We start from the raw sequence: 13,834 nt of genomic DNA, 5'->3' as shown, positions 1-13,834 counted from the left end.
CTTCATCGAGAGGGCCCGTTTCCACCGCTCGAATACTCGTACGGGTGGAAACGGGCCCTCTCGATGACGACAACCGGTGCGGAAGCTCAGGCGTGATGAATATCGGCGAGCGCCTCGGGCGGGAACACCGTGTCGGTGTCGCCCAGCTGCAGCGCCAGGATGCTCGCCTTCGCGGCATCCTCGAGGTTGAGGGCGCGCCGGTAGGCCATGCGCACCGACTCGGCGACGACGGAGCAGCCGTGATGGCGCATCACCACGCAGTCGTGCTCGCGCAGCTGCTCGGCGGCGGTATCGGCGAGCTCGTCGGATCCGTTGTGGAAGAAGGGCGTCACGCCGACCGAGCGCACGTAGAAGGCGTGGTCGAGGGTGAGCAGCCGGATCGGCTTGCCGAGGCTCGCGAGCACCACCGCGTGCTGCGGATGCAGGTGGATCGTGCACTCGGCGTCGGGACGCGCGAGATAGGCCCGCTGGTGCAGTTTCCACTCGCTCGACGGAGTCGGGTTGCCGCCGCGCACCTCGCCGTCGAGGCCGACGACGCTGAAGTCCGCGGGGCTCAGCCGATCGAGCCAGGTGCCCGAGGCGGTCACCACGAACGCGTCGTCGTCGAGCCTGGCCGAGAGATTTCCGCCGCTCGCGAGCACCAGGCCGCGCGACACCGCGTCGGCGCCCACCTCGATCAGCTCCGCGACACGCGCGTCCAGGTCCCGTCCCATGCTCTTCCTCCCGCTTCGTCCGACCCACTCAGACTATCCGTGCGGCGCGGGACGCCCGTTCGGCCGGACATCCGTGCTCGGCCGGACGAATGCAGTGAATCCGTCCGGCCGAGCACAGAAATCCGGGCGCAGGAGTCGCGAAGCGGCGAGGATGGAAGCATCCGACCCCGAAGGAGCATCGTGAACGATCTGATCGGCATCGTCTGGAACCCCACCAAGATCGAGGAGGAGGAACTGCGCGCGGCCATCGACGCGGCCTCCGAACCCGGCGCGTCCCAGCCGGAGTTCCGACTCTTCGAGACCAGCGCGGAGGATCCCGGCCGCGGCGCGACCGAAGCCGCGATCGAGGCCGGCTGCACCGTCGTGGTCGCCGCAGGCGGGGACGGCACCGTGCGCGAGGTGGCCGAGGTGCTCGCCGGGCGCGGCGACGCCCCGGATCTCGGGATCCTGCCCCTCGGCACGGGAAACCTGCTCGCCCGCAACCTCGGGATCCCGCTCGGCGACCACTCCGCCGCGCTGACACGGGTCGCCACCGGCGAAGGATCGCCGCTCGACCTCGGGATCGTCGAGCTGCGACGCCCGGACGGCGGCACCGAACGGCACGGCTTCGCCGTGATGGTGGGCTTCGGGATCGACGCCCAGATGATCGCCGAGACCGACGACGATCTCAAGGATCGCGCGGGCTGGCTCGCCTATGTGGAGTCGCTCGGCCGCGCGGTGTCCGGGTCCGAGGTGCGGGAGTTCACCGCCGCGCTCGACTCCGGCGATGCGGAGCCGCACCGCGGCCACACCCTGCTCGTCGCCAACTGCGGCACGATCCAGGGCGGGATCACCTTGCTCCCGGACGCGGATCCCGCCGACGGACGGCTCGACCTGCTGTTGCTCAGCGCGGACGGCGTGGGAGCCTGGCTCGACACCGTGCGCAACCTGGTGTGGGACAACGGACTGAAGCGCTTGATCACCGGAGCCGATTCGGCGGAGAGCAGCGCGACTGCCGGGCACCGTCAGGCGCAGAGCATCGCCGTCGACCTCGACGCACCCGTGGTCTTCGAGATCGACGGTGAGGAGGTCGGCGAAGTCTCGGGCTTCGAGGTCTCGATCCTGCCGTCCGCACTGCGGGTGCGCTAAGCGGAGCTCCGCACGACCGCACGAACGAGAGCGGGCGGCGCGCGTCCGATGACGCGCCGCCCGCTCTCGTGGTGTCGGGATCAGGCGGGGGGATTCACCTCGTCACCGGATCCGACGGTTTCCGTCTCGGACGCCTCGGCACCGGCGTTCTTGCGACGGCGGGCCGCGGCGAAGGCGAGCACGATCGCGCCGAGCAGGATCACTGCGCCACCCGCGATGAGGATCGGCGTCAGCGCTGCGCCGCCCGTCGTCGGCAGGCCGGTCCCGTCAGCTCCGGAGGTGCCGTTCGCGTTGGCGTTCGAGCCGGCGCTCGCGGTCGAGCTTCCGCTCGCTGCTGCGCTCGCGTTCGCCCCGGTGTTCGATCCGCCCGCTGCGCTGGTCCCATCGGAGCCCGCGGTCGCGGCGCTGTCGCCGGCCTTCTGCACCTCGATCGGGGCCCAGCCGATCAGCACACCCGTGTCGCTCGTGATCGCGAGCTTGTGGGCGCGCACCTCGGCGTCGGCGGGGATCGTCAGCTCGATCGATCCGTCGCTCACGGTCGGAGAACCGAGATCCGTCGGGTCGGAGAAGAGCGTGCCGGTGACGGGCTCGGCGTTGTAGTCGCCGGTGCCCAGCTGCACGGTGATGGTCTCGCCCTGCTTCGCGGTCGCCGGAGCCTCGATGCCGCCCCGGTTCTCGTCGGTCAGATCCGCCTCGGTGAGCTTCGGCAGCGCCTGCGTCGTGTGGGTCACCGTGCACGCGGTGCAGGTGAAGCCGAGCGAGTCGGACTTCGCGGTGACCGGGATGCTCACGCCGTGCGCGCTCGTCTTCAGCGTGCCGGTGAACTCGACGGTCGCGTCGGCCCCCGCGGCGGTTTCGGGAACGGTCCAGGTGAGGGTCGTGCCCGAGAGCGCGAGCCCGGCGGGCAGCGCGGCCTCATCGATGGTGCCGCGCTTCAGCAGGGCGGCGACGTCGACCGTCACGCTGCGGCCGGCGAGCGCGACCTTGCCGGTGTTCTTCGCGGTCAGCGTGTAGGTGACCGAGTCGCCCGCCGCGATCTGCCCGGCTGCCGGATCGCTCGTCAGTGCGAGACTCCAGGCCGACGGCCAGGCCGGCTTATCCGCGTCGAAGATCCAGTCCTGGAAGAAGGCGTCGAGGTCCTTGCCCGAGACCTCCTCGGCGAGCGCGTGGAAATCTTCCGTGGTCTTGCTGGTACCGGTGTTGCGAGCGTTCCACTGCTTCAGCAGCTCGGCGAAGACGGGCGGGGTGATGGTCTGCTTCAGCGCTTCGTAGGTCATCGATCCCCGGTTGTAGACCTGGTCCCCGAAGAGGTCGGCCGGGTCCTCCATGGCCCCCGGAGGGATCTGCCAGAACGCATTGCCCGCGGCGATCCGGTTCCATTCCGCAAAGGTCGAGTCGAGCGTGCTGTCCCCTCCGTTGTGCTCGTCCCACATGTACTCGGAGTAGCTGGCCATGCCCTCGCTCAGCCAGATGCTGTTCCAGTCGGCGGGGCTGATCGCGTCGCCGAACCACTGGTGCGCGAGCTCGTGCACCAGCGTGCTCTCGTTGATCCCGCGCTCGAAGTACGGACGGTCCTGCGTCTCGAGCGCGTAGCCGAGGGTCGTCACATCGACGACGACACCGGTGCTGCCACCCGGGTAGGGTCCGTACTTCGATTCGAGGAAGTTCAGGATCGCGGGGATCTTCGCGCGGAGGGTCTGGATCGTCGCCTGCCGCGGCGCGGTGACCGTCGGGTCCACGAAGCTCCACTCGGGGATCGTCCGCCCGCTGTCCAGCGTGACCTGGGATTCGTAGGACAGGTACTTGCCGATCGAGACCATGGTGGCCATGGTCGACATCGGCCGCTCCTGCTTCCAGGTCCACGTCGTCTCGGCGCCGCCGTTGACCGGGGTCTTCGAGACGAGCTCGCCGTTGCTGACCGCCGCGGCGTCGACGCCGCCGATCTGCGTGGGGATCGTGAACGCGAAGTCGTAGGTGGCCTTGTCGGCCGGGGTGTTGTTGCTCGGGATCCAGGCCATCGTGCCGACCGGCTGGCCGAGGGCGGTCGCGCCGTCGGCGGTCTTGACCCACCCTTCCTTCGACCCGTCGGGATCGGTGTGGGTCGAGGGCGTCCCGGAGTAGGCGATGGCCACGGTGAAGTCGCCGGCGGGCAGCGGACCCTGGGGGCTGATCTGCAGCTTGTACGAGGTCCGGCTCGGATCCGAACTGCGGGCGTAGCTCGCGTCGGCGCCGTTCACCTTCACGGAGTCGATGTTCAGCCCCTCGAAGTCGAGGGTGAACGTCTTCAGCGGCACGGCCGCCGTCGCGGTGATCGTCGTGGTCGCCGAGATCGTGTTGTCGAGCTGGTACCGCAGCTTCACGTCGTAGTGCTTGACGTCGTAGCCGCCGTTGCCGATGCCCGCGAACAGCGAGTCGCCGATGCTCGGGGCGCCGTCGATCGGCGCCGCGTCGGCCTGCGCCGCCGGGAGTCCGATCGGTGAGGAGACCGCGAGCGCTGCGAGTGCGGCCGCCGCAACGCCCGCGAGGGCGGTGCGGCGAGCGCGCGTGGGTATGGTGAGCTTCATTGATCGCGCCTTTCCATCGTCCCCGCGGGCAGCATTGCCCAGGCGCGGATCGACGAAGTCGAGGTGTGTCGAGAGTAAAAGGGCTCCCCCGGAGCCACGTGTCTCACCGTACTTGACAGCGGATTCCCAGACAAGGGTTGCGCAAGGAACCGGCTCAGGCGATCGCGGGCCCCGCTCCCGTCATCGAATCGTGCGTCGCGGCCGCCTGCTGGTCGGTGAACGACGAGACGTAGTCGAGCACGGCGCGCGAGCGTCCCTGCCGCCGCAGACCGGCGTCGCTCGTGTCGCCCGTCAGCAGCTCGGGTCGCTGCGCCCGCAGTTCGAACAGGCTCTCGGTCGACTCGTCGACCCACTCGATGAGCCGGCGCGGCGCGCGATCGGCGATCTCGCGGTCGTCGAGCCACTCGTCGAAGCCGAGCACCAGGTCGGACACGACCCGCCCCATGCCGCGCTGCGCGAGCGCGTGCTCCGGTCGTTCGAGCACGAAGCGCTGGTGCACGAACTTGAGGATCGCGACCTCGTGCCAGGCGGCCTGTTCGAGCCTGATGTGGCCGCCGCGCAGGTGCGGGAACTCCTCGACGACGATGGAGCTCCGCAGGTGCTCGATCCAGCGCCGCGTGAAGCGGGAGACGGCGCGCTCGCTCTCGATGCCCCCGTCGTAAGGTGCCGCGAGCAGCTCGTCGCGGAGCTCGCCGCCGACCCGCACCACCGCATCGCGGAACGTCTCGCGCTCCGCGATCCAGTCGTCCTTGCGGGTGAGGCGCCGCCAGAGCAGCTCGAGCGAATTGCCCGGCCGACGCCACTCGGCTCGCAGCTCGGCGCTCGACACCCGCGCCAGATCTGCGGACTCGGCGAGCCAGGCGCGGAACTCGCCCGAGACCGCCGCCTGCTGCAGCACTCCGGCGCGGGCGAAGTCGTCGAGGTCGTGGATCGCGTAGGCGATGTCGTCGGCGAGATCCATCACACTGCACTCGACCGTCTGGAGCCCGGGCGCGATGGCGGGGAATGCGGCGAGCGCCGCCTCCATCTCGGGCGCGTCCATACCGTATGCCGAGAACTTCTCGGCTCCGTTCACGGGATCCCCGCCGACTCCACGGGGACGCTCGTCGAGGGGCAGTTCCTCGGCGGTGACCCCGACCCAGCGGGAACGGGTCCAGGGGTACTTGAGCACCGCCGCGCGCACGGCCGCGGTGAGGTTGAGCCCCGAGAAGTCCCGGCCGAGCGTGTCGAGGCGGGTGAGGATCCGGAAGGTCTGGGCGTTGCCCTCGAAGCCCTCGGGCAGGCCGAGTCGTTCGCGGGCGACGCGATCGAGCACGCGCTCCCCGAGGTGCCCGAAGGGCGGATGCCCGAGGTCGTGGGCGTGGGCGGCGGCCTGCGCGACGATCGTGTCGCAGCCGCCGAGGCGGGCGATGATCGCGCCCGTCGGGTCGTCGGCGACGGCGGCGCCCGCCGTGTACGCCTCGTGCCGGGCCTGCTGCCCGGCGAGACGGCCGGCGATGACGCGGGCGACCGCGCTCACCTTGAGCGAGTGGGTGAGCCGGTTGTGCATCACGGGCCCGACCCCGCTCTGGGGCACGACCTGCGTGACCGCGGAGAGCCTCGCGAAGTAGGAGGAGAAGCGGATCCGTTCGAGATCGACGCGGAACTCGACGGGCTCGGGGCGCAGAGCGAGCACCGGTTCCGCCTCCGCCTCGGCGGCCGCATCGCTGGATGACCCGGCGTCGCTGCGGGATTCGGGGCGATGCTGCGAGGTCTCGATCTCGGGGTGCTCGCGCGCCTCGCGGGCGGCCTCCCCGTTGCTCGCACTCGCCCCGTTCGGGGCGGATACCGGATCGACCTCGACTGCTTCGTTCATGCCCGTATTCAAGCACGGGAGGGGGCCGAACCGACGAACGGCTCGGCCCCCTCCCGTGGAAGGCGGTCGCGGGTCAGCGACCGTTCAGCACCGAGAAATCGGGCTGGCCGTCGGGTCCCATGGGGAGCGGACGGCCATCGGGGAACGTCGGCCAGGGCAGCAGACCCTGCGCGTTCGGCTGCGGCGCGACCGGGGCGGCCGGGGCGGCGGGCGGCACCGGGAGCGCTCCGGGCTGGCCCGCGAACGGCTGCGCCTGCGCCTGCATCGCCTGCTGAGCCTGAGCGGCCGCGTAGGCCTCGGCCTGGGCGGCGCGCGCCACGCGCGCCGCTTCGCGGTCGCCCGCCGAGTAGGACCAGCGGAGCAGCAGCGTGATGGCGAGCCCGAGCGCGGTGAGGATCAGGGTCGCGACCGCGATCTTCCAGTACAGCTCGGGCACGACCACGCCGAAGGAATCGATCGCGATCGGCGCGGTGAAGAGGATGCCCGAGAGCACGGCGAACACGCTCGTGATGAAGGCGAAGCGGTTGAGCGTCTCGGGGCGTCCGCGCCCGAGGCCCAGCAGCAGCTGGCAGCAGCCGAGCACCGCGCGCGTGACGCCGATGACCACGACCGACTTCCAGAAGATGTCCCAGACGAGCCAGTAGCGGTCGTAGTCCGAGATCCAGATGACGATGAGGAGCAGCCCGAGGATGTACGCGTTGGCGATGAGCGCGACGGGCGCGTACCAGTCGGACTTCAGGTCGCGTCGGGTGTCGAGCGCGGTGAGGCCCACGAACACCGCGAAGAGCACGAAGGTCGAGAACACGCGCTCGAACCGGCCCTCGAAGTCGCCGATGAAGAGCAGCCCGATGGAGGCGACCGACAGCACGGCGAGCAGGATGATGCTGACCTTCAGGAAGGTCGACAGCTTGCGGGCGGGGCGTCCGGCGGCCTGACCGTGCGGAACGGCCGCGTGCGCTTCTGCGGTCGGCTGGGGCGCTTGCGGCGCCTGGCCGTTGGGCTGGTTCTGCGGAGTGGGGGTGCTCATGCCCCCCAGTCTCCCCCGAGATGCATGCGAGCGCCAACATGCGAGTGCTCCGGGCCGCGTAGACTGGGATCGGCCTCCGGCTCGCCGAGCCGCCCGGTCCTCCGCGCCCGGGCCCCGCCATCGACCCTTCGGAGCACACGAGCGTGACCGACACCACCGCAGCCTCGATCCCCGCGCCCGACACCGTCGCGGACGCGATCGCGACCCCCGACAAGGAGCAGCCGTTCGAGGCGCTCGGGCTCAAGGCCGACGAGTACGAGCAGATCCGCAAGATCCTCGGCCGCCGCCCCACCTCGGGCGAGCTCGCCATGTACTCGGTCATGTGGTCCGAGCACTGCTCCTACAAGTCCTCGAAGATCTATCTGCGCCAGTTCGGCAAGAAGGTCAACGACAAGATGAAGGAGCGCCTGCTCGTCGGCATGGGCGAGAACGCCGGCGTCATCGACATCGGCGAGGGCTGGGCCGTCACTTTCAAGGTCGAGAGCCACAACCACCCCTCCTACATCGAGCCGTTCCAGGGCGCCGCGACCGGCGTCGGCGGCATCATCCGCGACATCATCTCGATGGGCGCGCGCCCCGTCGCCGTCATGGATCAGCTCCGCTTCGGCGCCATCGACGATCCCGACACCGCCCGCGTCGTGCACGGCGTCGTCTCGGGCATCTCGTCCTACGCGAACTGCCTCGGGCTCCCGAACCTCGGCGGCGAGACCGTCTTCGACGGCGTCTACCAGGCCAACCCGCTCGTCAACGCACTCGGTGTGGGCGTGCTCCGCCACGAGGACCTGCACCTCGCGAACGCGTCGGGCACGGGCAACAAGGTCGTGCTGTTCGGCGCCCGCACGGGCGGCGACGGCATCGGCGGCGCCTCGATCCTCGCGTCCGACAGCTTCAGCGAGGGCGGCCCCACCAAGCGCCCCGCCGTGCAGGTCGGCGACCCCTTCGCCGAGAAGGTGCTCATCGAGTGCTGCCTCGAGCTGTTCCGCGGCGAACTCGTCGAGGGCATCCAGGATCTCGGCGCGGCCGGCATCTCCTGCGCCACCTCGGAGCTCGCGGCCAACGGCGACGGCGGCATGTTCATCGAGCTCGACAGCGTGCTGCTGCGCGATCCCTCGCTCACCGCTGAAGAGATCCTCATGTCGGAGAGCCAGGAGCGCATGATGGCGGTCGTGCACCCCGACAAGCTCGACGCGTTCCTCGAGGTCACGAAGAAGTGGGACGTCGAGACGAGCGTGCTCGGCGAGGTCACCGACACCGGCCGCCTCGTCATCAACTGGCGCGGCGAGGAGATCGTCAACGTGGATCCCTCGACCGTCGCGGTCGACGGCCCCGTCTACGAGCGGCCCGTCGCCTACCCGACCTGGATCGACGCGCTGCAGGCCGACTCGGTCAACGCGGCGGGCCTCGCGCGTTCGGCGGCGGGCGACGACCTGCGCGCCCAGATGGTCGCGATCGCCGGATCCCCCAACCAGGCCTCGGTCGACTGGATCACCAACCAGTACGACAAGTACGTGCTCGGCAACACCGCGCTCTCGTTCCCCGACGGCGCCGGCATGATCCGCGTCGACGAGGAGAGCGGCCTCGGCGTCGCCATCGCGACCGACGCGAACGGCCGCTACTGCCAGCTCGACCCCTACGTGGGATCGCAGCTCGCCCTCGCCGAGGCGTACCGCAACGTCGCCACCTCGGGCGCCGTACCCACGGCCGTCACCGACTGCCTGAACTTCGGCAGCCCCGAGAACCCCGAGGTCATGTGGCAGTTCTCGCGCTCGGTCGAGGGACTGTCGGACGCGTGCCTCGCGCTCGAGGTCCCCGTCACCGGCGGCAACGTCTCGCTCTACAACCAGACGGGCGACACCCCGATCCACCCGACCCCCGTGGTCGGTGTGCTCGGCATCATCGACGACGTCGCCCGCCGCATCCCGAGCGGCTGGCAGGATCAGGGCGAGCACCTCTACCTGCTCGGCACCACCCGCGACGAGCTCGACGGCTCGGCCTGGGCCGAGACCGTGCACCAGCACCTCGGCGGTCGTCCGCCGGTCGCGGTGCTCGACGACGAGCGAGCCCTCGCCGAGCTGCTGCACGCGGCGGCCCAGGGCGGCCTGCTGTCGGCCGCGGTCGATCTGTCCGAGGGCGGCCTCGCCCAGGCGCTCACCGACGGCGCGCTGCGCTTCGGTGTCGGCGCCCGCGTCTGGATCGACGAGATCGTCTCGCGCGACGGTGTCGACGCGACCGCGGCGCTCTTCTCGGAGTCGCAGGCGCGCGTGCTCGTCGCCGTGCCGCACGAGGAAGAGGTCAAGTTCCGCGGGCTCTGCGAAGGCCGCGGCTTCCCCGTGCTCCGCATCGGCGTGACCGATCGCGCGGGCGATGAGGCCTCGATCGAGGTCCAGGACCGCTTCGAGCTGCCGCTCGCCGAGCTGCGCGCCGCATCGCAGGCGACGCTGCCCGAGCGCTTCGGCCCGGTCGTCGGCGAGTAACCGCCGCGCATCAGCGAAACGGGCGCCGGCACGGGATTCCGTGCCGGCGCCCTTCGCGTGCACGGGGTGGGTGCGCTCGGGTCTCGCTACCCGCGCATCGCGACGCCGCGGCGCCAGTAGCCCATGAACGCGACCCGGGAACGATCGACGCCGCACTCGCGCACCAGGTGCCGGCGCAGCGTCGTCACGACGCCGCTCTCGCCCGCGATCCAGTAGCGGCACTCGCGCGCACGCAGGATCCGGGCGTCGGAGGAGCGAACGCACTCGGCGCAGGATCCGATGATGCAGGCCTGCGAGGTGGGCGAGTGCGTCGGCCGGTACCCGGCCTCCTCGAGGTTCGAGTAGGTGGGCGTCTCCCACACGGGCGCCTCGGTATCGGCGTCGGCACCGGCACCGGCAGGCCCGTCGAGCCCCACGTGCGCGAGCAGCGCGGGGATCAGCGCTGCACCGTGAGCCGCGTCGCCGCGCACGAGCCAGCGCACCTCGACGCCGGCGGGCGCCGCGATCGGCAGCCGGTCCTCGGCGTGCGGGACCTCGATCCACGCCGTGCCGACGGTGCCCGGCGCGACGTCCTCGAGGATCCGGGCGATGGCCGGCGCGGCCGTCTCGTCGCCCGCGAGCAGCACGGGCCCGTCGACCGCGTCGTCGAACTCGATCCCACCCCAGTCGAGCCCGCCGCGTCGCGGCCCGACGAGCAGGAGCTCGTCCCCCGGCTTCGCCGCGGCCGCCCAGGAGGATGCGGGACCGGTCGCACCGGGCTGCAGGTGCAGCACGAAATCGACGACGACCCGGGTGCCGCCCGGTTCCACCCGAAGCTCGCGGATCGAGTAGGTCCGCATCGAACCGCGTTCGTCCTCGGGCAGGTCGAGCCATCCGCGGTACCAGTCGTCGGTCTCCGAGAGATCGGGAACGCGACCGCTCGCGCCCGGGAAGATCAGTTTGATGCGCTGATCCAGCACGCGCCCCGGGGTGCCGAAGGCCTCGAGCTCGGCGCCGGTGAAGGTGATCCGGGCGAAGGTGGGCGAGACGAGGTCGATCCGATCCACCGCGGCCCGCGCGATCACGAACCCGGGCGGCTCGGGCACCTCGGCTCGCATGGTCTCGGAGGTCTCGCACCAGGTGGACTCAGCGGACATGATGCCTCCCGATGGGCGAGACGATGGGAGCTCCCGACACGGGGTCGGCGAGCACGTGGCTTTCGAGCCCGAACACCTCGCGCACGAGGTCGGGCGTGACGATCTCGGCGGGCGCTCCGGCCGCGTGGACTCCGCCGTCGCTCATCGCGACGAGCAGGTCGGAGTAGCGGGCGGCGAGCCCCAGATCGTGCAGCACCATGACGATCGTGGTGCCGCGCCTGCGATTGAGGTCGGTGAGCAGATCGAGCACCTCGATCTGGTGGGCGACGTCGAGGAACGTGGTGGGCTCGTCGAGCAGCAGGATGTCGGTCTGTTGCGCGAGCGCCATCGCGATCCACACCCGCTGCCGCTGTCCGCCCGACAGCTCGTCGACCGCGCGGTCGGCGAGCTCGGTGGTGCCGGTGGCGTCGAGCGCCTCGGCGACGGCCTCGGTGTCGGCGGTGCTCCAGCGCGCGAGCGCGCCCTGGTGCGGGTGGCGTCCGCGGCCGACGAGGTCGGAGACCGCGATCCCCTCGGGCGCGATGGGGCTCTGCGGCAGCAGGCCGAGCAGTCGCGCCAGCTCCTTCGAAGGGCGCCGGTGGATCTCGGTCCCGTCGAGCAGCACGGATCCCGAGCGGGGTTTCAGCAGGCGCGCGAAGGCGCGGAGCAGCGTCGATTTGCCGCTGCCGTTCGCGCCCACGATCGAGGTGATCCGGCCGGGCTCGATCTCGAGGTCGAGCCCGTCGAGGATCACGCGGTCGTCGTAGCCGAGGCGCAGCCCTTCGGCGGCGAGGCGGTGGTCGATGGTCACAGGGAGCCTCCTGAGCGGTTCATCCTGATGAGCAGGAGGACGAGGTAGGGCGCGCCGAGCACACCCGTGACGACGCCGACGGGGTATCGGTTGTCGAACAGGTTCTGTCCGATGAGGTCGGCGCCGAGCACGAGACACGCCCCGACGAGCCCGGCGGGGACGGTGAGGCGGGATCCCGGCCCCACGAGCCGGGCCGCGATGGGGCCGGCCATGAACGCGACGAAGGCGATGGGCCCGCTGCCGGCTGTGGCGAAGGCGAGCAGCCCGACGGCGGCGATGACCGCGAGGATCCGCACACGCCCGACGCGCACGCCGAGCGCGATCGCCGCGTCGTCGCCGAGGCGCAGCAGGTCGAGCCCGCGTCCGTTCGCGAGCAGCAGCGGAGCGCAGACGAGGACGGCGCCGGCGAGCGGCAGGATCTTCTCCCAGCTCGCTCCGTTGAGGCTGCCGGTCATCCACTGCATCGCCGTCTGCAGGTCCCACTCCCCGGCCTTCGAGATGAGGTAGGAGATGGCGCTCTGCAGCAGCGCGGCGACGCCGATCCCGATGAGGACGAGGCGCATGGTCGAGAAGCCGCGCTTCTGCGCGAGCAGGGCGATGACGAGGGTCGTGAGGATCGCGCCGACGAGGGCGAACGCCGAGAGCACGAGCCCGCTCACCGAGAGCACGACGATCCCGAACACCGCGGCGGCGCTCGCGCCCGCGCTGATCCCGATGATGTCGGGCGACGCGAGCGGGTTGCGCAGCATGGTCTGGAAGGTCACGCCGGCCGCGCCGAACGCGAAGCCGGCGAGCAGCCCGAGGGTCGCGCGCGGCAGGCGGAGCTCGCCGACGGTGAAGGAGACGCCGGGCACGGTCTCCCCGGCGAGCACGCGGAGCACCTCGCCCGGGGTCGCCCAGGCATCGCCGATCATGAGCGTGAACGCATACAGCGCGAACGCGAGCAGCGCCAGCGTCGCCGAGACCGCGACGCGACGCCCGCGACGGGTGCGGCGCCCGCGACCGATCGCGGCTGCGGCCGCGGCGGTTCCGACGCTCATCGTGCGCGCCCGCTTCCGCTCATGCCGCGCCCCGTGGCACCGCGACGCACGATCCAGATGAACACCGGCGCTCCGATCACGGCGGTGACGATGCCGACCTCGACCTCCGCGGGGCGGGCGATGAGCCGCCCGACCACGTCGGAGGCGACGAGCAGTGCCGACCCGGCGATCGCGCTCGCCGGCAGCAGCCACCGGTGGTCCGACCCGAAGAGCAGACGGCAGAGGTGCGGTACGACGAGCCCGACGAAGCCGATGGGACCGGCGACCGCGGTCGCCGCGCCGCACAGGATCACGGAGCCCAGCCCCGCCAGCAGGCGGGTGCGGAGCACGTTGATGCCGAGACCGGTCGCGAGTTCGTCGCCGAGCGCGAGCCCGTTCATACCCCGCGCGGTCGCGAAGCAGATCAGCGCCCCGACGACGAGGCCGGGGGCGACCAGCGCGATGCGTCCCCAGTCGGCGCCTCCGACGCCGCCGATCTGCCAGAAGCGGAACTGCGCCATCACATCCACGCGCGGCAGCAGGATCGCGCTGACGAGCGAGAGCAGCGCGGCCGAGGTCGCCGCCCCGGCGAGCGCGAGCTTGAGCGGAGTCGCGCCCCCGCCGCCGAGCGAGCCCACTGCGTAGACGAAGACCGCGGCGACCGCGGCACCGGCCATCGCGATGAACAGGGTGCTGACTGGCGCGGAGAGGCCGAAGAAGGCGAGCCCGATCACCACGGCGAGCGAGGCTCCTCCCGAGATGCCGAGGAGCCCGGGGTCCGCGAGCGGGTTGCGGGTGACGGCCTGCATGGCGGTACCCGCGATCGCGAGCGCCGCCCCGACGAGCAGCGCGAGCACGGTACGCGGGATCCGGGCCGCGACCGCGGCCTCGGACACCGTCGCGGTGCGTCCGCCCAGAGCCGCGAGGATGTCGCCGAACGAGACGCCTCGGACGCCGAACGCGAGCGATGCCGCGCTCAGCAGCACGAGGAGTGCGAGGCCGGCGAGGATCCAGGTCAGGCGCAGCGGCAGGCGCCCGGCGGCACGAGGATCCGCTGCCGTCGCCCGGGCCGCATCCGTCGACGCGGCGGTCGGAGCGGGCACGGATCCCCCGCGGGCGCCGCGCGTG

10 protein-coding genes are annotated in these 13,834 nt (G+C 71.4%); 2 read left to right on the top strand and 8 right to left on the bottom strand.

The window, feature by feature from the left end; all coding sequences use genetic code 11:
* Positions 1-86: 86 nt before the first annotated feature.
* Positions 87-713, bottom strand: coding sequence for a class II aldolase/adducin family protein (locus tag XM48_RS12935; RefSeq protein WP_046456250.1), 627 nt, complete (start codon positions 711-713; stop codon positions 87-89).
* 180 nt (positions 714-893) lie between these two features.
* Here XM48_RS12935 and XM48_RS12930 point away from each other — a divergent pair, with 180 nt between their 5' ends.
* Positions 894-1,841: a diacylglycerol kinase family protein gene (locus XM48_RS12930; RefSeq protein WP_046456249.1), complete on the top strand. Its 948-nt coding sequence runs from the start codon at positions 894-896 to the stop codon at positions 1,839-1,841.
* Between the two features lie 80 nt (positions 1,842-1,921).
* Here XM48_RS12930 and XM48_RS12925 read toward each other — a convergent pair whose 3' ends face one another.
* The 3 genes from XM48_RS12925 to XM48_RS12915 form a co-directional block, all read right to left on the bottom strand.
* Complete coding sequence (locus XM48_RS12925) at positions 1,922-4,405, bottom strand: M1 family aminopeptidase (protein ID WP_052961504.1); 2,484 nt, start codon at positions 4,403-4,405, stop codon at positions 1,922-1,924.
* Between the two features lie 154 nt (positions 4,406-4,559).
* Positions 4,560-6,260, bottom strand: coding sequence for a deoxyguanosinetriphosphate triphosphohydrolase family protein (locus tag XM48_RS12920; RefSeq protein ID WP_084821170.1), 1,701 nt, complete (start codon positions 6,258-6,260; stop codon positions 4,560-4,562).
* A gap of 73 nt (positions 6,261-6,333) precedes the next feature.
* Complete coding sequence (locus tag XM48_RS12915; RefSeq protein ID WP_046456248.1) at positions 6,334-7,287, bottom strand: hypothetical protein; 954 nt, start codon at positions 7,285-7,287, stop codon at positions 6,334-6,336.
* 143 nt (positions 7,288-7,430) lie between these two features.
* On the opposite strand from XM48_RS12915, the gene purL reads away from it, so the two are divergent.
* Positions 7,431-9,761 (top strand): phosphoribosylformylglycinamidine synthase subunit PurL, encoded by a 2,331-nt coding sequence (purL, locus tag XM48_RS12910; RefSeq protein ID WP_046456247.1) that lies wholly within the window; start codon positions 7,431-7,433, stop codon positions 9,759-9,761.
* An 86-nt stretch (positions 9,762-9,847) separates the two neighbouring features.
* On the opposite strand, the gene XM48_RS12905 is transcribed toward purL, so the two are convergent.
* From XM48_RS12905 to XM48_RS12890, 4 genes are read right to left on the bottom strand one after another with little or no spacing between them, the layout of a single operon-like run.
* Positions 9,848-10,897 carry a siderophore-interacting protein gene (locus XM48_RS12905; protein WP_046456246.1) on the bottom strand — a complete coding sequence of 350 codons (1,050 nt, stop codon included), beginning with the start codon at positions 10,895-10,897 and terminating at the stop codon, positions 9,848-9,850.
* Positions 10,887-11,687 carry an ABC transporter ATP-binding protein gene (locus XM48_RS12900; protein WP_046456245.1) on the bottom strand — a complete coding sequence of 267 codons (801 nt, stop codon included), beginning with the start codon at positions 11,685-11,687 and terminating at the stop codon, positions 10,887-10,889. Before XM48_RS12900 ends, XM48_RS12905 begins: the two co-directional genes overlap by 11 nt.
* On the bottom strand, positions 11,684-12,727 hold the full coding sequence (locus XM48_RS12895) for an iron chelate uptake ABC transporter family permease subunit (protein ID WP_046456244.1): 1,044 nt from the start codon (positions 12,725-12,727) through the stop codon (positions 11,684-11,686). Before XM48_RS12895 ends, XM48_RS12900 begins: the two co-directional genes overlap by 4 nt.
* On the bottom strand, positions 12,724-13,809 hold the full coding sequence (locus XM48_RS12890) for an iron ABC transporter permease (protein WP_046456243.1): 1,086 nt from the start codon (positions 13,807-13,809) through the stop codon (positions 12,724-12,726). The genes XM48_RS12895 and XM48_RS12890 overlap by 4 nt, the downstream gene beginning before the upstream one ends.
* Positions 13,810-13,834: the final 25 nt, after the last annotated feature.

The organism is Leucobacter sp. Ag1 (genome assembly GCF_000980875.1).
In the GTDB taxonomy this organism is placed as follows: Bacteria; Actinomycetota; Actinomycetes; order Actinomycetales; family Microbacteriaceae; genus Leucobacter; species Leucobacter iarius.
The sequence above is the reverse complement of the archived record's forward strand: the minus strand, read 5'-3'. Positions and strand labels throughout refer to the sequence as shown.